The sequence below is a fragment of the Chromobacterium sp. CCUG 76385 genome, from assembly GCF_059916625.1.
This window is the reverse complement of sequence record NZ_JAUCGU010000036.1, coordinates 15,910-34,337: the sequence shown is the minus strand read 5'-3', so window position 1 is coordinate 34,337 and position 18,428 is coordinate 15,910. Positions and strand designations below refer to the sequence as shown.

The window sequence follows — 18,428 nt, the reverse complement described above, 5'->3', positions numbered from 1 at the left end:
ACTGGGTATCCATCATCACGCTCCTGGTGAGAGGCTTACTTCAGTGTAGTTACCAACTTGTAATTGGGACATAGCCAAATCAAAACCCTGCCCGCCTCCGAGATGCCCGCCGACAAACTGCCGGCGCGCCGCAAGAAACTATTCCTCCAACTCGGCGCGGCCCTCGCCGTCGCCGCCATCGGCTACGGCAGCTACTGGACCTTGGTGGCATCCCACTATGTCAGCACCGACAACGCCTATGTGGCGACCGAGGTGGCTCAGGTCACGCCGGAAGTGGCCGGCACAGTGAGAAAGGTTGAGGTAGTGGATACCCAGCACGTCAAAAAGGGCGACGTCTTGGTGGAACTCAACGACAGCGACGCCAAGCTGGCGCTAGCCCAGGCCCAGGCGGACTTGGAACGCGCGCAGCGCCGCGTGAAAGGCTATTTCGCCAACAATGACAGCCAGTCCGCCCAGGTGCAGGCGCGCCAAGCCGAACAAGCCCGCGCCGCGGCCCAGCTCGTTTCCGCCAAGTCCGATCTGGAGCGCGCCCAGCTCGACTTCCAGCGCCGGCATGCCCTGGCCAAGAACGGCTCGGTCTCCGCCGAGGAATTGAGCAACGCGCAAAACGCGCTATCCGTGGCCGAGGCCAACCTGCGCGCCGCGCAAGCCGCCGCCAGCCAGAGCGATGCCAACTACCGCGCCGCCATGGAAGCGTTGAAGAGCGGCCGGACGCTGACCAGCGACTCCACTGTCGACAACAACCCGGAAGTGGCGCTGGCGCGCGCCAAGCGCGACCAGGCGCGGCTGGATCTGGCGCGCACGGTGATACGAGCGCCGGTGGACGGGGTGGTAGCCAAACGCCAGGTGCAGGTTGGCCAGCGAGTGCAGGCGGGCACCCCGCTGCTTGCCGTCGCGCCGCTGCAGCAGGCCCACGTGGATGCCAACTTCAAGGAAGTGCAGCTGGAAAAAGTCCGCATCGGACAGCCTGTCAAGCTGACCGCCGACCTCTACGGCGACAACGTCGAGTACCACGGCAAAGTCGTCGGGCTGTCCGGCGGTTCCGGCGCATCCTTCGCGGTGATTCCGGCGCAGAACGCCACCGGCAACTGGATCAAGGTGGTGCAACGCCTGCCCGTCCGCATCGCGCTGGACCCCGCCGAACTGCAAGCCCATCCGCTATCGGTCGGCCTGTCCATGACCGCCACCATAGATACGCGCGCCAACTGAGGTAACGGCCATGTCTCACTCCACCACGCATGCCTCTCCATTGACTGGCGCCACCTTGTGGCTGGCCGCGCTCGCCCTGTCGGCAGGCAATTTCATCGCGGTGCTAGACACCACTATCGCCAATGTATCCGTGCCCAATATCGCCGGCGGCCTGGGCGTGGCTGCCAACCAGGGCACTTACGTCATCACCTCGTACGCGGTGGCGGAGGCCATCACCGTGCCGCTGACCGGCTGGCTGGCCGCCCGCTTCGGCACGGTGCGCCTGTTCATCACGTCCATGATGCTGTTCGGCCTGTTCTCGCTGCTGTGCGGGCTGTCTCATTCACTAGGAATGCTGCTGCTGTTCCGGGTCTTGCAAGGCCTGGCCGGCGGCCCGCTGATGCCGATGTCACAGACCTTGCTGCAGCAAATCTTTCCCAAGGAGAAAGCCAACATCGCCGTAGGGTTGTGGAGCATGACCACGCTGGTGGCCCCGGTGCTGGGGCCGGTGCTGGGCGGCGTGCTGTGCGACCAGGTCAGCTGGCCTTGGATCTTTTACATCAACGTGCCGATCGCGCTGCTGTGTGGCTGCCTGGGCTGGCGTTTGCTCAAGGGGCAGGAGAGCGAGCGGCAGAATTCGCGCATCGACGCTGTAGGCCTGGGCTTGCTGGTGGTGTGGGTAGCGGCGTTGCAGATCATGCTGGATGAAGGCAAGGACCTGGACTGGTTCGCCTCCACGGAAATCGTCTACCTGGCGATCATCGCCGCCGTCGGCTTCCTGGCTTTCCTGATCTGGGAGTTGACCGACCACAATCCGGTGGTCAACCTCAGAGTGTTCCGCCACCGCGGCTACTGGGTCAGTGTGACGACCATCGCGCTCGCCTTTGGCTCTTTCTTCGGCGCCACGGTGCTGACCCCGCAATGGCTGCAGAGCTATATGGGCTACACGGCCACCGATGCCGGCATCGCCCAGGCGCTCAGCGGCGTGCTGTCCGTGCTGGCCGCTCCGTTGGTTGCCCACCTGACCACCCGCATGGACCCGCGGCCTCTGGTGTTCATGGGCGTGATGTGGCTGGGCGGCGTCACTCTGTTCCGCAGCTTCAACACCACCGACGTCGGTTTCTGGCAGGTGTCCATTCCGCTGTTCTTCCAGGGGCTGGGGATGCCGTTTTTCTTCGTGCCCTTGATCGGCCTGGCCATGTCCAGCGTGGACGAGCCGGAAATGGCCTCCGCCGCCGGCCTGATGAACTTTCTGCGCACCATGTCGGGCGCCATCGCCACCTCGCTGGTCACCACCGGCTGGGACGACAAGGCCAAGAAATACCACGACATCCTGACCGGCATGGTCGACAGCGGCGGCGAGGCCATGCGGCAGATGAGCGCCGCGTTTGGCGACGAACCCGCGCGCAACATGCTCAACAGCCTGGTGGACGCGCAAAGCATCATGCTGTCGACCAATGAGATGTTCTGGATCAGCGGCTTGTCCTTCGTGGTGGCGGCCTGCTTCGTCTGGCTGGCGCCGAAACCGACCCGCGTAGCGGACACCAGCCACGTGCACTAAGCGCAAGGTTTTCAAGACTCTGGGGCATGGCGCGGCCTTGCCCGAACTGACAGGGAGCGCTCCATGCGCAACACTCAACCCATCACCGACCGGGAACGCCAGCTTGATCCCAAACGCCCCCTGGTCAGCGTCACTGACCTCAAGGGCGTGATCCAGCATGCCAACCAAAGCTTCGTCGACATCAGTGGCTACCGACTGGACGAATTGCTGGGCCAGCCCCACAACCTGATACGCCATCCAGACATGCCGGCCGCGGCATTCGAGGACATGTGGCGCACGCTGCAAGCCGACCGGCCCTGGCGCGGCATCGTCAAGAACCGCTGCAAGAACGGCGACTTCTACTGGGTGGAGGCTTATGTCACGCCGCTGATCGAAAACGGGCGCAAAGTGGGCTATATATCGGTGCGTACGCGCCCGACGCCAAGACAGCTAGCCGAGGCCAACGCCCTGTATCAAGCCGTCAACCACCGCAGCATCCGCTTTCCCGCCACGCGTTATCGCAACGATACATCGGTCACCGCGCGGCTGACGCTGAGGCCCGCGCTATGCTTTGGCGCGGCGCTGGGCGTAAGCGCTTACTGGCGGAGGCTGGCCGCGGCCGCTGGCGTGGCGGCGGCGATTGAGCAGATGTCGGTCTCCCTCAGCGCAATCCCCGTGCCGTCGCTGCAGTTCATCGCCCCGGCCCAGCCAGTCCTGCCGCAGGATGGGCAGGATCCTTTCCGTGATTGCTTTTCACCGCGCTCGTCCTAAGCTGGCTTAGGGTCGACGCCCAATCCATGCGTCCCCTTGCCGCCAGGAATGCCCGCTCCAGTCAAACTGACGCATCCAGGTATTCACCATGAAAATTTTCAGCCGCTGCCTTTTGATCTCGGTCGCCACTTTTATCTTCGGCGTTGCCGGATGTGGCTTGCATTCGCTCCTCCATGCCCGCATTGTCTATTCAAGCGATCTGATCAGGTCCATCTCCGCGCTGATCGGCACCTTGTTTTCCATCGTGCTGGGCTTGCTGGTCTCGTCATCGTATACGGCCTTCAACAACCACCAGACCGACTTCAACGCGCTTTCCGCCGCTGCCGCCAATCTTGACCTCCTGCTCAAACAATCTCCAGAAGAGTCGAAAGCGTCGCGGGCCTTGCTGAAAGACCTTATTTTGCGGATATTGGGCCGATACTGGCCAAGCAAACGCCACTTTGCTTTGCACGAGCTGAGCTATAAAGACCTGTCAGGCGACATTGAGGCTTTATTAAAAATAAACAACCACTTCCAAACGTTCAAAAACGTCACCCGCGACGACTTGAACGCCATCCGCCAGTTTTCCAACAACTTCATCACCATTCAGTCGAACATCATCCGCAGCCTGTCCAACCAGATCCCATCCTTGCTGCTGGTCATTGTATTCGGCTGGGCCTGCCTGCTGTTTTTCCTGTATGGCATCCTGAACGGCGGCGATACGATCTCGTTATGCATCCTGCTCTTGGGCGCCGTCGCCATCGCCAGCGCTAACTTTCTGATTCTGGAATTGACGCACCCCTGCCAAGGCATATTCACGGTTTCCCGCACGCCATTCGACCTCTTGCTAGAATCGCTCAACAAAGAAGCGCACACCGACATGCCGGTGAGCGCCAGCTCGCCATGACCATGCGCGATGCCCGTCTTGCGCCCCGACATCAAAGCGCACCGGCGGGCGGAACGCTGCCTGAGTGGAACCTTGGTTGAAGCGGACAAAGCAAAAGGGGTTGCGCTTGCGCGCAACCCCTTGATTGTCTGGTGGGCCCCCCGAGAGTCGAACTCGGCACCAACGGATTATGAGTCCGCTGCTCTAACCAAGCATGAGCTAGAGGCCCTGAAAGAGAGAGCGATTATAACGTGGAAAATAAAAATCCCCAAGCCTTGGCCTGGGGATTTTGCGAGATTCACGCCAAACGCTTACTGGCCGCCCGGCTCGTTGTCCAGGAAGCTGCGCAAACGCTCGGAACGAGTCGGATGACGCAGCTTGCGCAGCGCCTTGGCCTCGATCTGGCGAATGCGCTCGCGGGTCACGTCGAACTGCTTGCCCACTTCTTCCAGCGTGTGGTCGGTGTTCATGTCGATGCCGAAACGCATGCGCAGGACTTTCGCCTCTCGCGGCGTCAGGGTGTCCAGCACTTCCTTGGTCGCGTCCTTCAGGCTGGAGTACATCGCCGCGTCGGACGGAGCCAGGTTGTTCTGGTCCTCGATGAAGTCGCCGAGATGGGAATCGTCGTCGTCGCCGATCGGGGTTTCCATGGAGATGGGCTCCTTGGAAATCTTCATGATCTTGCGGATCTTCTCTTCCGGCATCTCCATCTTCTCGGCCAGTTCCGCCGGATCCGGCTCGCGGCCGCTTTCCTGCAGGATCTGCCGCGAGATGCGGTTCATCTTGTTGATGGTCTCGATCATGTGCACCGGAATGCGGATGGTGCGCGCCTGGTCCGCGATGGAGCGGGTGATCGCCTGGCGAATCCACCAGGTGGCGTAGGTCGAGAACTTGTAGCCGCGACGGTATTCGAACTTGTCCACCGCCTTCATCAGACCGATGTTGCCCTCCTGGATCAAATCCAGGAACTGCAGGCCGCGGTTGGTGTACTTCTTGGCGATGGAGATCACCAGACGCAGGTTGGCCTCGATCATTTCCTTCTTGGCGCGGCGCGCCTTGGATTCGCCCGCCGACATCTGGCGGTTGATTTCCTTCAGGGCCTTGATCGACAGCATGGCCTTGTCTTGCAGATCGGACAGGCGGGTCTGCTTCTCGATGATGGCGTGCTTGAAGCGGGTCAGCGCCTCGCTCCAGGCCTTGCCGGAGGCAATCTCGTTTTCCACCCAATCCAGGTTGGTCTCGTTGCCCGGGAACACCTTGATGAAGTGGGCACGGTCCATGCGCACGCGGCTGACGCAGATGTCCTGGATGTCGCGCTCGTAAGTGCGGATCTCGTTGACGCGGCCGCGCAGCGACTCACAAAGGCTTTCCACCTGACGGGTAGCGAAGCGCACCAGCATGAATTCGGTGGTGATCGCGTCTTGCAGCTCCAGGTATTCCTTGCTCTGCGGACCCTTGGCGTTCAGCGCTTTGACCATCTTGTCGAACAAGAGGCGCACGCCGGCGAAGTGCTCCAGCGCTTCCTGCTTCAGCTCTTCCAGATTGGCGGCGGCATCGGCGTCGGCGTCGACTTCCTCGGCGTCCTCGTCCTCTTCCTCTTCCTCTTCCAGCAGCTCGTCCACGGCTTCCGGCTCGGCGAACTGAGCGTCAGCCTCGGTCGGGGCGTTGAGGTCGATAAAGCCGTCCACCACTTCGTCGACGCGGATCTCATCGCGCGCCACGCGCTCCATCAGCTCCAGCACCTCGGCGATGGTGCCGGGGCAGGCGGAGATGGCCTGGATCATGTACTTGAGGCCGTCCTCGATCCGCTTGGCGATTTCGATTTCGCCTTCGCGGGTCAACAGCTCGACCGAGCCCATCTCGCGCATATACATGCGCACCGGGTCGGTGGTGCGGCCGAATTCGGAATCCACCGAGGACAGGGCCGCCTCGGCCTCTTCCACGGCATCCTCGTCCGCCACCGACGGGGTGGCGTCGGACATCAGCAAGGTTTCGGCGTCCGGCGCTTCTTCATATACCTGAATGCCCAGACCGGAAATCATCGTCACGATGTTTTCGATCTGCTCGGCGTCGGATACGTCTTCCGGCAGGTGGTCGTTGATTTCGGCGTAGGTCAGATACCCACGCTCTTTGCCCAGCGCGATCAGCTGGCGCAAGCGTTTCCGCTGCTCTTCCAGGCTCATCACTTCCTGTGGGCTGTCCTGCACATCTTTCTGGTTTTCGGGAGAGGCCGCCATTTCGCTTCCTGCTTGAAAAAAAGCCGAAAAAAACAGTTGATTATAACACAACTACCTGAACTTTTCCGCCGAGCCTGTTAACTCGGCGGCGAGAACATTTCCCGCAGCAACTGGCCCATCAAGACCTTCTCCTCTGGCGTCAAACCTTCGTGCCGGTCCTTCTGTTTTAGCCGCTCCAGCTGCTCCGCATGCAGCATTTTCAACAATCTGGCGTTGCCATCCTGAAACAGCTGGCGGTCGTCGGCGCCGGGGTCCGAGAACTCGTCCGGATCCTGCATCGCCTGCTGCAGCACGCTGTCGATCAAACCTTCATACGGCGTGCCGCGCAGGCCTTCAATCAATTGCGCCGTATTCGGCGATTCGCCATGCTCCAGCACGCGCTCGGCCAGCATGGCGAAACAGGCCAGTTCGTCGGACAGCGCCAGGCTGTCCGGCAATTGGACATCGGCCGCCCATTCCGGGTTCATCAACAGCCACTTGATCAGCTTCTTCACCATGGTGGCGTTCAACGGACGCTGCGACTCCGCCGGCAGCCGGTACTCGCGTTTGCCGCCGCCGCGGCCGCCGCGCTCGCGCTGCGGCTTGGCCTTGCCGCCGGTGAGCATGTCCAGCTCATCGACATCGACGCCGGCCATCTCGGCCAGGCGCTTGCGTATCATGTAGCCGAAAGCCGGCGCGACGATCTGCGCCAGCAGCGGCGTGGCCACGCGGATCAGCTCCGCCTGGCCCTCCGGCGTCGAGAGATTGACGCCGCGGCACAGCTCGCGGGTGAAATACACCGATAGCGGCAGGCTGTGCTGGGTCAATAATTCCTCAAACGCATCGGCGCCGAATTCGCGGACATAGCTGTCTGGATCGTGCTCGGTCGGCAGGAACAGAAAATTCAGCGACTTGCCGTCCACCAGCTGCGGCAAGCTGTTTTCCAGCGCCCGCCACGCCGCCTTCTGCCCGGCGGCATCGCCGTCGAAGCAGAAGTAGACCTGATCGGCATGCTTGAGCAACTTGCGCACATGCTCGCCGGTGGTGGCGGTGCCCAGCGTGGCGACCGCGTAGCTTATGCCGTATTGCGCCAGCGCCACCACGTCCATATAACCTTCGACCACCAGCACCCGGTTTTTATCCCGGATCGCCTGCCGCGCCTCGTACAGGCCGTAAAGCTCGCGGCCCTTTTCGAACAGCGGCGTTTCCGGCGAGTTCAGGTATTTCGGCTCGCCCTTGCCCAGCACCCGCCCGCCGAAGCCGACGATGGCGCCGCGCTGGTTGCGGATAGGAAACATCAGCCGGTCGCGGAAGCGGTCATAGCGACGGCCGCTATCCTCGGCCACGATCACCAGGCCGGCTTCCACCAGTTTGTCGTCCTGATAGTTTTGGACCGCGGCTTCCAGGTTCTGCCAGCCATCCGGCGCGTAGCCGAGGCCGAAGCGCGCGGCGACTTCGCCGGACAGCCCGCGTCCCTTGCAATAGGCGACGGCATTGGCCGCCCCCTTCAGCTCGCGGCGGTAAAAATCGCTGGCCTGCTGCATCAGCTGCTCCAGCGACACCTGCTTCTCGCGCGCCTTGCGGCTAGCTTCTAGGTTGACGCTGCGCTCGTTCGGCACCTGCATGCCTATGCCTTCGGCCAGCAGCTTCACGGCATCGATAAAGCCTATGCCCTGATACTCCATGACGAAGCCGATGGCCGAGCCATGCGCACCGCAACCGAAGCAGTGGTAAAACTGCTTGCTGGGGCTAACGGTAAATGAGGGCGACTTTTCCTTGTGAAAGGGGCAGCAGGCCAGATAGTTCTGGCCGCCCTTTTTCAAGGGAACGTAACGATCCACCACGTCGACGATGTCGACGCGGGACAGCAACTGGTCGATGAAATCCTGCGGAATCAAATCCTGCCACCTGATGCGTAGGTCACGCGCTCAGCTTGGCCTTGATCAGCGCCGAAACCTGCGCCATATCGGCGCGGCCGGCCAGCTGCGGGCGCAATGCGCCCATCACTTTGCCCATGTCCTGCATGCCGGCGGCGCCGGTATCCGCCACGGCCTTGGCGATCAAGGCTTCGATCTCGGCCTGGCTCAGCTGTTGCGGCATGTAAGCCATCAGCACGTCCATCTCGGCCTGTTCCTTGTCCACCAGGTCCTGGCGCTGCGCGGCCTGGTACTGGGAGATGGAGTCACGACGCTGCTTGATCATCTTGTCGATGACGGCGGTGATGCCGGCGTCGTCCAGTTCGATACGCTCGTCCACTTCTTTCTGCTTGATGGCGGCCAGCAACAGGCGGATCGCCGCCAGCTTGTCGGCTTCCTTGGCTTTCATGGCGGACTTCATGTCGTCGGTGATGCGAACTTTGAGGCTCATGTCGTGCTCACTTGAGATGCGGCGCTGCGATGGGCAGCATGGGAAATGCGGGAGTACAAATGGCAAAACCGCAGGCATGGCCTGCGGTCCTGCTTGGTGCCAGGGAAACTCTTAGTAGAGTTTCGGCGGCAGCATTTGGCTGCGGATGCGCTTGTAGTGGCGCTTAACCGCGGCAGCGTGCTTGCGCTTGCGCTCGGTGGTCGGCTTCTCGTAGAACTCGCGGGCGCGCAGTTCGGTCAGCAGACCAGTCTTTTCCACAGCGCGCTTGAAGCGACGCAGAGCTACTTCGAACGGTTCGTTCTCTTTAACGCGAATATTCGGCATTACTTAAGGGTCCTTGATTTCTTTAGGGCAGGGCCAAGGCCTCTGCCTGTAAAAACAGCATTTTAGCAATGTTGCTGCGATTATAAAAGTCTAAAAGGCTTCGTCACGCCTGGTTGTGGCGTTTTGCGCTGCAAATAGCGGGCGCTCAGGCCGAAAAAACGTCACGGCTTGACGGAAGAAATCACCCCCTCACTAGGAGAACTTGGCGTTGCACTATAAAAACGCTTCGGCATCCGGCCGGCCAGATAGGCGGCGCGGCCAGCTTCCACGGCCAGTTTCATCGCGTGCGCCATTTGAACCGGATTGCGCGCGGCGGCAATCGCGGTATTCATCAGCACGCCATCGCAGCCCAGCTCCATCGCGATCGCCGCGTCGGACGCGGTGCCGACGCCGGCATCCACAATCACCGGGACCTTGGACTGCTCGATAATCAATTGCAGATTCCACGGATTCAGAATGCCCATGCCGGAGCCGATCAGGCTGGCCAGCGGCATGATCGCGCAGCAGCCGATTTGCTCCAGCTCGCGCGCGACGATGGGGTCATCCGAGGTATAGACCAACACGTCGAAACCTTCGGCCACCAGCACTTCCGCGGCCTTCAGCGTTTCCTTGACGTTGGGATACAGATTATTGGGATCGCCCAGCACTTCCAGCTTCACGAAGCGGTGGTCGTCCAACAGCTCGCGCGCCAGGCGCAGCGTGCGGATCGCATCCTCGGCGGAGTAGCAGCCCGCCGTGTTGGGCAGCAGGTTATACCGGCTTTGCGGCAAAAAGTCCAGCAAATTCGGCTCGTTAGGGTTCTGGCCCAGGTTCACCCGGCGAATCGCCGCCGTGATGATTTCCGCGCCAGAGGCCTCCAGCGCTTCGGCCGTCTGCTCGAAGCTGCTGTATTTGCCGGTCCCCACCAGCAAACGGGAATGAAACACCCTGCCCGCTATCACCAGTTGATCGCTCACCTGCACACCTCTTCTTCTATTCGTTGATACGGCATGGCCTGCGCGGGCGAACTAGCCGCCGCCGACGGCCACCACGATTTCCAGCACGTCGCCGTCAACCAGCCGCGCCTCGGCATAGCGGCTGCGCGGCACGATCTCGCCGTTGCGCTCGATGGCGATGCGCTTGCCGGTCAAGGCCAGCGCGTCGATCAGTTCGGCAAACGTGGCGACGCCGGCGACGCTTTTCGCCTCGCCGTTGATCTGCAAGTTCAATTGACTCATTTTCTCTCCACGCGTTGCACCACCGCCAGCTGGCGGATGGCGGCGAGCACGCGCTCCAGGTGCTCCACGCCCTCCACTTGCAGGCGGAAGTGGATGTTGAACAGGCCGTCGCCGTCGCGGCTGCTGTCCTGGGTGTCGGCGCTCTCGATATTGGCCGAGGCCTGCGAGATGGCGGTGGCGATGTCGGCCAGCGCGCCGCGCTCGTTGCGCGCCAGCACGCCGACGGTGGCGCCGAACATCCGGTCGCGCTGCGCCTCCCAGTTCACTTCCAGCAGCTTGTCGTGATCGGCGCGGCGCGCATTCGGGCATTCCACGCGGTGGATCACCAGGCCCTGGCCCTTGGTGATCACGCCCAGAATGTCGTCGCCGGGCAAAGGATTGCAGCAGCTGGACAGCTGCACCATGCCGGCTTCGTTGCCGCGTATGGTGATGGGGCCGACGCGCACGCCCTCGCCCAGGCGCTCGCCGGCCAGCTCCAGCATGCGGCGCGCCACCACGATGGGCAGCAGCTTGCCGGCGCCGATCTCGGCCAGCACGTCTTCAAAGCCGCTGATCTTTTCGCCATAAGCGGCCAGGTATTCGGCGCGCAGCTCCTCGCTGACCGCCAGCGGCGTGGAGGCCAACGCGCCCACGGCTTGGCGCAGCAGCTTCTCGCCCAGCGAAACCGCTTCCTCGCGCTGCAGGCTCTTCAGATAGTTGCGGATGCCGGAGCGGGCGCGGCCGCTCTGCACAAAGGCCAGCCAGGACGGATTGGGCTTGGCCTGGGTAGACGTGATGATTTCCACGGTGTCGCCGTTGCGCAACACCGTACGCAGCGGCACCAGCGCGTGATTGACGCGGGCGGCGATGCAGCGATGGCCGATGTCGGTGTGCACCGCGTAGGCAAAGTCCACCGGCGTGGCGCCTTGCGGCAGCACCATGATCTTGCCCTTGGGCGTGAACACGTACACCTCGTCCGGGAACAGGTCGATCTTGATGTGCTCCAGGAACTCGACGGCGTCGTCGCTCTCCTCCTGCATGTCCAGCAGCTTTTGCAGCCACTGGTGGGTGCGCTGCTGGGCGGTGTTGACGCCCTCGCCGCTCTTGTACATCCAGTGCGAGGCCACGCCGGCCTCGGCCACGTTATGCATCTCGCGGGTGCGGATCTGCATTTCCACCGGCGTGCCGTACGGGCCAAACAGCGTGGTGTGCAGGCTCTGATAGCCATTGCCCTTGGGAATGGCGATGTAATCCTTGAATTTGCCGGGAATCGGCTTGTACAGGCTGTGCAGCGCGCCCAAGGCCAGGTAACAGGCCGGGATGTCGTTGACGACGACGCGGAAGCCGTAGATGTCCAGCACCTCGGAAAACGACAGGTGCTTCTCCTGCATTTTCTTGTAGATGCTGTAGAGATTCTTTTCGCGGCCCTTGATGGTGGCCTCGATATTGCTCTGCACCAGCCGCTGGCTGACCGCCAGCAGAATCTTGTTGACCACTTCGCGGCGGTTGCCGCGCGCGGCGCGCACCGCCTTGGACAGCACGCTGTAGCGATGCGGATGCAGATGCTTGAACGCCAGGTCCTGCAGTTCGCGGTAGACCTTGTTCAGGCCGATGCGGTTGGCGATCGGGGCGTAGATTTCCAGCGTTTCCAGCGCGATGCGGCGGCGCTTGTCCTCGCGCATAGAGTCCAGCGTGCGCATATTGTGCAGCCGGTCGGCCAGCTTGACGATGATGACGCGGATGTCGCGCGCCATCGCCAGCACCATTTTGCGGAAGCTTTCAGCCTGGGCCGCCTCCTTGGTCTGGTACTCCAGCCGCTCCAGCTTGGACAGGCCGTCCACCAGATCGGCGACGATCTTGCCGAACTTTTCGATCAGCGTCGGCTTGGTGACGCCGGTGTCTTCCAGCACATCATGCAGCAAGGCCGCGGCCAGGCCCTGCACATCCAGCCGCCAGTCGGTGAGCATGGTGGCCACCGCCAGCGGATGGGTGATGTAGGGCTCGCCGCTCTTGCGGGTCTGCCCCTCATGCGCCTCGCGGCTGACCGCGAAAGCCTGCTTGAGCAGCGCGACGTCTTCCGGCTTGAGGTAGCGGGCGGCGTTCTCGAAGAAAACCGCCGCTTCGGACTCGATCAGGGCGTCGTAATCAATACCGGTCTCAATGCCGCTGGCCATCGTCCACTCCAGTTACAGCGAATCAGGCCTTGCCGCGGTTGAGGATTTCCTTGCCGACATGGCCGGCGGCGATTTCACGCAGGGCAACCACGGTCGGCTTGTGGCGACCCGGCTCGACAAAGGCGCTGGCGCCGGAAGCCACTTGGCGCGCGCGGTAAGCGGCGGCCAGAGTCAGGTCAAAGCGGTTCTGGATGCGATCCAGACAATCGTCAACAGTAATACGGGCCATGGGTTCTCTCTGCTAAATGACGTTACAGGGTTCACTATATCGAATTTTCGCCTTGGCAAGTCAGCCTCGGCGACACTATTTTTACTGCGCGCCGGCCGTTCCCATGTGGCGGAACATCTCGGCCAGGCGGCGGCATTGCACTTCGCTGCGCAGGCGGCGGGCGCGGACAATGCTGATCAGGTCCAGCCGCGCGCGCTCGAAGTCGTCGTTGACCACGATGTAGTCGTATTCGGCGATCTTGTCGATCTCGGCGCGGGCCGATGCCAGCCGGCGCAGGATCACTTCCTCGGTATCGGTATCGCGGCCGCGCAGGCGGCGCTCCAGTTCCTCGATGGACGGCGGGGCGATGAAGATGCCGATCGCGCCGGGAAACACCTTGCGCACCTGCTCGGCGCCTTGCCAGTCGATTTCCAGCAGGATGTCCTGGCCGACTTCCAGGCGGCTGCGGATCCACGGCGCGCTGGTGCCGTAGTAGTTGCCGTAAACCTCGGCGTATTCGAGGAAGTCGCCGCGATCGATCATGGCATCGAAGGTGGCCTTGTCGACGAAGTGGTAGTGCTTGCCATCGATTTCGCCCTTGCGCGCCGGACGGGTGCTGTAGGAAATCGACAGCTCGACGCTGGGCTCGGCCTGCAGCAAGGCGGTCACCAGCGAGGTTTTGCCGGCGCCGGACGGCGCCACCACGATGTAGATGTTACCGATGGGCTGGTCCATGAGAATTCAGTACAACTTTGCCAAAGAGTAATTTTTCAGGATAGCACAGCAGGCCGTGGATTGTTAATAGAAGACATATTTTCACGTCAAGATTTAGGTGTTTGAGCCCCCTCGGCCCGATAATGCGCCGTTTTCGTTTTGACGCAACACACCTTGGAGTCGCCCCGAATGCAACTGCTGGAGAGCTTGTTCAAGCTGAAAGAACACGGCACCACGGTCCGGACCGAAGTCATCGCCGGCTTCACCACCTTCCTGACCATGGCCTATATCGTGCTGGTCAACCCGCTGATCCTGTCGAGCACCGGCATGGATCTGAACGCGGTATTCGTGGCCACCTGCCTGGCCGCGGCGCTCGGCACCGCCATCATGGGCCTGGTGGCCAACTACCCGATCGCCCTGGCCCCGGGCATGGGCCTGAACGCCTATTTCACTTTCAGCGTGGTCAAGGGCATGGGCCTGTCGTGGGAAACCGCGCTGGGCGCGGTGTTCATTTCCGGCATCGTGTTCTTGGCGGTCAGCCTGTTCAAGGTGCGGGAGGCCATCGTCAACGCCATTCCGCAGTCGCTGAAGTTCGCCATCTCGGCCGGCGTCGGCATGTTCCTGGCCATCATCGCGCTGAAGAACGCCGGCGTGATCGCGCCGCACCCGGAAACCTATCTGACGCTGGGCGACATCCATAAGCCGACCACACTGCTCGCCATCTTCGGCTTCTTCCTGATCGTGGCGCTGGAATACCGCAAGGTGCCGGGCTCCATCATCATCGGCATCCTGACCGTGACCGCGCTGTCGATCGCCTTCGGCCTGTCGCCGTTCAAGGGCATCGTCGCCCCGGTGCCGAGCATGGAACCGACTTTCATGAAGATGGACATCGCCGGCGCGCTGCAAGCCGGCTTGATCGGCGTGATCTTCGTATTCTTCTTCGTCGATCTGTTCGACACCACCGGCACCTTGGTCGGCGTGTCGCACCGCGCCGGCCTGTTGGACAAGGATGGCAAGCTGCCGCGGCTGAAGCGCGCGCTGATGGCGGACTCCATCGCCATCACCGCCGGCGCCGTGATGGGCACCTCGTCCACCACCGCCTATGTCGAATCCGCCGCCGGCACCGCCGTGGGCGGCCGCACCGGCCTGACCGCCGTGGTGGTGGCGCTGCTGTTCCTGGCCGCGCTGTGGCTGTCGCCGCTGGCCGCCACCGTGCCGGCCTACGCCACCGCGCCGGCGCTGTGCTATGTCGCCGTGCTGATGGCGCGCGGCCTCGCCGAGATCGAATGGAACGACCTGACCGAATCCGCGCCGGCGGTGATGACCGCGCTGGCCATGCCTTTCACCTTCTCCATCGCCGACGGCATCGCCTTCGGCTTCATCAGCTACGCCGTGATCAAGATTCTGGCCGGCCGCCTCGCCGATCTGAAGCCGGCCGTGCTGGTGATCGCCGCGTTGTGGGTGTTCAAGCTGGCGTTCTTCCACTAAACGCGGAATAATCGTTGCGCCTCAGGGCTCGCCGCCATGCGCGGCGAGCCTTTTTGCTGCCGGCAGAAGCGCTTCAGTCGCGCAGTCTCTTGATTTCGAAGTACAATACAGCCATGGAAAACCTCAGCAATCTCGACTACTCCAGCTATCTGAAGGGCTGGATCCGCACCGTACCGAACTGGCCGCAGCAAGGCGTGATGTTCCGCGACATCACCCCGCTGCTGCAGAACCCGAAAACCTTTCGCATGCTGATCGACATCTATGTCCATCGCTACATGACGGAGAAGGTGGACCTGGTGGCCGGCCTGGACGCGCGCGGCTTCATCATCGGCTCGGTGCTGGCCTATGAGCTGAATGTCGGCTTCGTGCCCATCCGCAAGAAGGGCAAACTGCCGTTCACCACGGTGGAAGAGGAATACGAACTGGAATACGGCAACGCGACGGTGGAAATGCATACCGACGCCTGCAAGCCGGGCGACCGCGTCATCCTGATCGACGACCTCGTCGCCACCGGCGGCACCATGATGGCCGGCTACAAGCTGCTGAAGCGCATGGGCGCCGATGTGCTGGAAGCCGCGGCCATCATTGAATTGCCGGAACTCGGCGGCGGCCAGCTGGTGCGCGACGGCGGCCTGGACCTGTTCACAGTCTGCAGCTACAAGGGACACTGATTCCCAAACCGCCGCGTCAACCATCGCCAACGGAACCGTTCACGGTTCCGTTTTTTATTGCCCGCCGCCAAGCAAAAAAGCCCGGCGCAAGGCCGGGCAAGGGACACGGAGTCATACCACTACTCAATCCTTCTCCAGGGACACCTGAACGGCCTGGCCGCTGACGCGCAGTTTCAGCGGCGCGCCGGGCGTATTGGCCCAATCCCCGTTCACGGTCATGGCCTGGCCATTGACCTGATAATCCAGCTTGGCCTGGCGGTTGGCGCTGAACGCCAGCTTCACCATCTGGCCATGGACCCGAACATCGGCAGCCGGCTGCGCGCCGTGCAGCTCGACATCCGCTTTGACGGCCTGCCCGTCGAGCGACAAGGCCCGGCTCTCGCCCTTGAAGTCCAACGTCAAGGCGTCGCCCTTGGCTGTCAGCTCGCCGACCTTGCCTTCGACATCGCCCTTGATCGCGCGGCCATTGAGCTTGACCAGACGGTAAGCGCCCTTCAGATCGACATCAATCGCCTGGCCATGCACCTGCACGGCATCAAACGTGCCGTTCAGATCGCCATCGAAGGCCTTCAAGTCGACATCGATCTGCTTGCCCGGCTTGACGTTGCCCTTGATCACCAGGCCGCAGCGGTCTGCCGCCACCGCGCCCAGATCGATCTGAAACGTCAGCTCTCTGCCCTGGCGCGTGGCGTTGACTTTGCAATGCGTGTCGGACCAGTTGCGCTTCTCCAGATTCAATTTGTACGGTTTGGCGGCGTCGGCGCTGAGTTCCAGCTTCACGGCATCGCCGCGGAAATTTAGCTTGTCGATATTGCCGGTCTCTTCCGCCTGGGCGGCGCCTGCCGCCAGCATCAGGCAGCAAGCGATTCTAACGGTATGCATCAATACTTCCCCTTCACAGAGCTTCAATTCAGAAACAGCCAGTACAGCGCAGCGCAGGCCGTCAGCGCCGCGGCGATGCCGGACAGGCGGATCGCCAGTTGCTGGCGGCCATGGCGCAGAATGCGGCGGCGGGCGAAGGCGGCAGCCGCCATTTGCCGGGTCTCGGTCAGGATGGCCAGCAATTGGCTTTCGCTGCCGCGGTCGCTCGCCGCATCGCGAATATAAGCGCGATAGTCGTTGAGAATCTTGCGCAATTCGGCTTCCGGCAGCTGTACCAAAGTCAGTTGCAACTGTTGCAGGCAGGCATCGTTCTTCATGATCGTCACTCCCATTTCATTGCAAGTTTAGGGTTCAGGCCGCGGCGTTTTCGCGGCCTTTGCCGGATACCAGTTCAATCTGATACTTCACATAAGCCACCAGCGCGCGCCAGGTCAGCCGGGTGAGCCAGACGCAGAACAGCAGTCCCAAAGCGCCAGCCATCAGCAAGCCCAAGCCCACCACCAACGCGCTCATCCCCACTGACAGGCCAGGCAAGGCATCGATCTGGATGTGGTCGGTGCCGTCTTTGAGCGCGATCCTGCTTTCTGAAATTTCCAGCGCGCTATCGCCATCCTTCAGCGAAATGCTGCCTTTGGAGCCGCTGGCGTCGAACTTCAGCGCGGCGCCGCCGGCCGAGGCGTCAAATTTCACCAGGCGGCTGTTGTCGTCGACGCGGGCGGTGAACACATCGCCGCTGTCTTCGCGCAGGGTCAGTTCGCGGATTTCGCGGCCGTTGACGCTGACCTCGTGCGCATCGATCCGGGCCAACTGGCGCACGGCCGGCTGGCTGGCATCCACCTGCAATTTGCCCTGCTGTTTGAACACCAGCAGCGCGTCGCCCTGCCGGGTCTTGAGCTCGAAACGGTCGCCATCGTCCGGATTCAGCATCAGGCGTCCGTTATCTATCCAGACCTGCCCGGCGTGATCGTCTTTATCGCTGCGCCAGGCCATTTCCGCGCCATGATCGCCATGGCTGCCGATATACCAGCCGGAACCGGCGCTGGTGAATTGCGGCCAGCCGAACAAGCCGTGGCTGCCCCAAGCCACCACCACCACCAGGCCCGCCAGCAGCAAGCTGACCGACACGATATAGCCGACGGTCAGGAAGATCAGATAGATCATGAACGGCAAGGCCAGCACGAAATTCAGCACGCCCAGGCCCGCGATCGAAACCACCACCCGCGACAGATTGGTGAAGGAGCGATGCTCCTGCCATTGCCGATAGTGGGTTTGCGCCTTCAATTCGCGCGCCAGCTTCTGCGGGCTGCCTAGCGCCGCCACCACCTCGGCCTCATCGCGGCCATCGGCCAGCGCGTCGTTGAAATACTCTTCATAGTCGGCGAGGATTTCCTTCACCGTTTCCGGCCTCAGGCCGGACAGCCCCTGCTCAAGCTGACGTAAAAAATCTTTCCGTGTCATTGCGGTGCCTCCTCTGTCATTGCCGCCGGTCCACCCCGCAGCACGTTTTCCACTTCGGCCACAAATTCCTGCCATTCCCGCCGCATCGCTTCCAGCTCGCGCCGGCCGTTGTCGGTCAGCTTGTAATATTTGCGCGAGGGGCCGGACGACGATTCGACCAGATAGGTGCTGACCCATAACTCATTCTGCAGCCGGCGCATCAGCGGATAGATGGTGCCTTCGCTGATGTCCATGCCCTGCGACAGCTTGCTGACCAGTTCGTAGGCGTAGCTGTCGGCCTGCGCCAGCACCGCCAGTACGCACATGTCCAGCGTGCCCTTTTTCAATTGTGTCTTCATATTCGATCTTCCTCGCCGACTGGCAATA

At 62.1% G+C, this 18,428-nt stretch carries 19 protein-coding genes and 1 tRNA gene; 6 read left to right on the top strand and 14 right to left on the bottom strand.

The annotated features are described in order from the left end of the window. The first annotated feature begins 102 nt into the window (after window positions 1-102). The 4 genes from QUG01_RS17630 (at window position 103) to QUG01_RS17615 (ending at window position 4,385) form a co-directional block, all read left to right on the top strand. On the top strand, window positions 103-1,209 hold the full coding sequence (locus tag QUG01_RS17630) for an HlyD family secretion protein (protein ID WP_500831228.1): 1,107 nt from the start codon (window positions 103-105) through the stop codon (window positions 1,207-1,209). A 10-nt stretch (window positions 1,210-1,219) separates the two neighbouring features. Continuing rightward, on the top strand, window positions 1,220-2,749 hold the full coding sequence (locus QUG01_RS17625; RefSeq protein ID WP_500831227.1) for a DHA2 family efflux MFS transporter permease subunit: 1,530 nt from the start codon (window positions 1,220-1,222) through the stop codon (window positions 2,747-2,749). 63 nt (window positions 2,750-2,812) lie between these two features. After that, window positions 2,813-3,499 (top strand): PAS domain-containing protein, encoded by a 687-nt coding sequence (locus QUG01_RS17620; protein WP_500831226.1) that lies wholly within the window; start codon window positions 2,813-2,815, stop codon window positions 3,497-3,499. A gap of 88 nt (window positions 3,500-3,587) precedes the next feature. Beyond that, window positions 3,588-4,385: a bestrophin-like domain gene (locus tag QUG01_RS17615; protein ID WP_500831225.1), complete on the top strand. Its 798-nt coding sequence runs from the start codon at window positions 3,588-3,590 to the stop codon at window positions 4,383-4,385. A gap of 129 nt (window positions 4,386-4,514) precedes the next feature. On the opposite strand, the gene QUG01_RS17610 is transcribed toward QUG01_RS17615, so the two are convergent. The 10 genes from QUG01_RS17610 to gmk form a co-directional block, all read right to left on the bottom strand. Continuing rightward, window positions 4,515-4,593, bottom strand: a tRNA-Ile gene (locus QUG01_RS17610). Between the two features lie 82 nt (window positions 4,594-4,675). Beyond that, window positions 4,676-6,601 carry an RNA polymerase sigma factor RpoD gene (gene rpoD, locus QUG01_RS17605; protein WP_103316582.1) on the bottom strand — a complete coding sequence of 642 codons (1,926 nt, stop codon included), beginning with the start codon at window positions 6,599-6,601 and terminating at the stop codon, window positions 4,676-4,678. 77 nt (window positions 6,602-6,678) lie between these two features. Continuing rightward, the gene (gene dnaG, locus QUG01_RS17600; protein WP_500831224.1) at window positions 6,679-8,478 is read right to left on the bottom strand and encodes a DNA primase; all 1,800 of its coding nucleotides are present in this window, start codon (window positions 8,476-8,478) and stop codon (window positions 6,679-6,681) included. Between the two features lie 22 nt (window positions 8,479-8,500). Then, window positions 8,501-8,947, bottom strand: a complete 447-nt coding sequence (locus tag QUG01_RS17595) for a GatB/YqeY domain-containing protein (protein ID WP_106077613.1) — start codon at window positions 8,945-8,947, stop codon at window positions 8,501-8,503. 111 nt (window positions 8,948-9,058) lie between these two features. Beyond that, a complete protein-coding gene (gene rpsU, locus QUG01_RS17590; RefSeq protein ID WP_043578765.1) occupies window positions 9,059-9,271 on the bottom strand; it encodes a 30S ribosomal protein S21 in 213 nt (70 codons plus the stop codon). Window positions 9,272-9,432: 161 nt separating this feature from the next. Next, window positions 9,433-10,227 (bottom strand): thiazole synthase, encoded by a 795-nt coding sequence (locus QUG01_RS17585; RefSeq protein WP_043621760.1) that lies wholly within the window; start codon window positions 10,225-10,227, stop codon window positions 9,433-9,435. A gap of 51 nt (window positions 10,228-10,278) precedes the next feature. Continuing rightward, complete coding sequence (gene thiS / locus QUG01_RS17580) at window positions 10,279-10,488, bottom strand: sulfur carrier protein ThiS (protein WP_500831223.1); 210 nt, start codon at window positions 10,486-10,488, stop codon at window positions 10,279-10,281. Next, a complete protein-coding gene (locus QUG01_RS17575; RefSeq protein WP_500831222.1) occupies window positions 10,485-12,641 on the bottom strand; it encodes a RelA/SpoT family protein in 2,157 nt (718 codons plus the stop codon). Before QUG01_RS17575 ends, thiS begins: the two co-directional genes overlap by 4 nt. A gap of 22 nt (window positions 12,642-12,663) precedes the next feature. Beyond that, window positions 12,664-12,870 (bottom strand): DNA-directed RNA polymerase subunit omega, encoded by a 207-nt coding sequence (gene rpoZ, locus QUG01_RS17570; RefSeq protein WP_043578754.1) that lies wholly within the window; start codon window positions 12,868-12,870, stop codon window positions 12,664-12,666. Window positions 12,871-12,951: 81 nt separating this feature from the next. Next, a complete protein-coding gene (gmk, locus tag QUG01_RS17565) occupies window positions 12,952-13,584 on the bottom strand; it encodes a guanylate kinase (protein WP_103316576.1) in 633 nt (210 codons plus the stop codon). A 153-nt stretch (window positions 13,585-13,737) separates the two neighbouring features. Between gmk and QUG01_RS17560 the strand changes: the two genes are divergently transcribed. Together QUG01_RS17560 and QUG01_RS17555 are read left to right on the top strand one after the other, a co-directional pair. Next, window positions 13,738-15,051 (top strand): NCS2 family permease, encoded by a 1,314-nt coding sequence (locus tag QUG01_RS17560; protein ID WP_500831221.1) that lies wholly within the window; start codon window positions 13,738-13,740, stop codon window positions 15,049-15,051. A gap of 113 nt (window positions 15,052-15,164) precedes the next feature. Further along, the gene (locus QUG01_RS17555; RefSeq protein WP_043621775.1) at window positions 15,165-15,722 is read left to right on the top strand and encodes an adenine phosphoribosyltransferase; all 558 of its coding nucleotides are present in this window, start codon (window positions 15,165-15,167) and stop codon (window positions 15,720-15,722) included. 123 nt (window positions 15,723-15,845) lie between these two features. On the opposite strand, the gene QUG01_RS17550 is transcribed toward QUG01_RS17555, so the two are convergent. The 4 genes from QUG01_RS17550 to QUG01_RS17535 are packed head-to-tail and all read right to left on the bottom strand — an operon-like array spanning window position 15,846 to window position 18,400. Next, complete coding sequence (locus QUG01_RS17550; protein WP_500831220.1) at window positions 15,846-16,604, bottom strand: hypothetical protein; 759 nt, start codon at window positions 16,602-16,604, stop codon at window positions 15,846-15,848. Window positions 16,605-16,627: 23 nt separating this feature from the next. Next, a complete protein-coding gene (locus QUG01_RS17545; protein WP_500831219.1) occupies window positions 16,628-16,921 on the bottom strand; it encodes a hypothetical protein in 294 nt (97 codons plus the stop codon). A gap of 34 nt (window positions 16,922-16,955) precedes the next feature. Beyond that, window positions 16,956-18,062 carry a DUF1700 domain-containing protein gene (locus tag QUG01_RS17540; protein WP_500831218.1) on the bottom strand — a complete coding sequence of 369 codons (1,107 nt, stop codon included), beginning with the start codon at window positions 18,060-18,062 and terminating at the stop codon, window positions 16,956-16,958. Next, a complete protein-coding gene (locus tag QUG01_RS17535; protein ID WP_043621785.1) occupies window positions 18,059-18,400 on the bottom strand; it encodes a PadR family transcriptional regulator in 342 nt (113 codons plus the stop codon). The genes QUG01_RS17540 and QUG01_RS17535 overlap by 4 nt, the downstream gene beginning before the upstream one ends. Window positions 18,401-18,428: the final 28 nt, after the last annotated feature.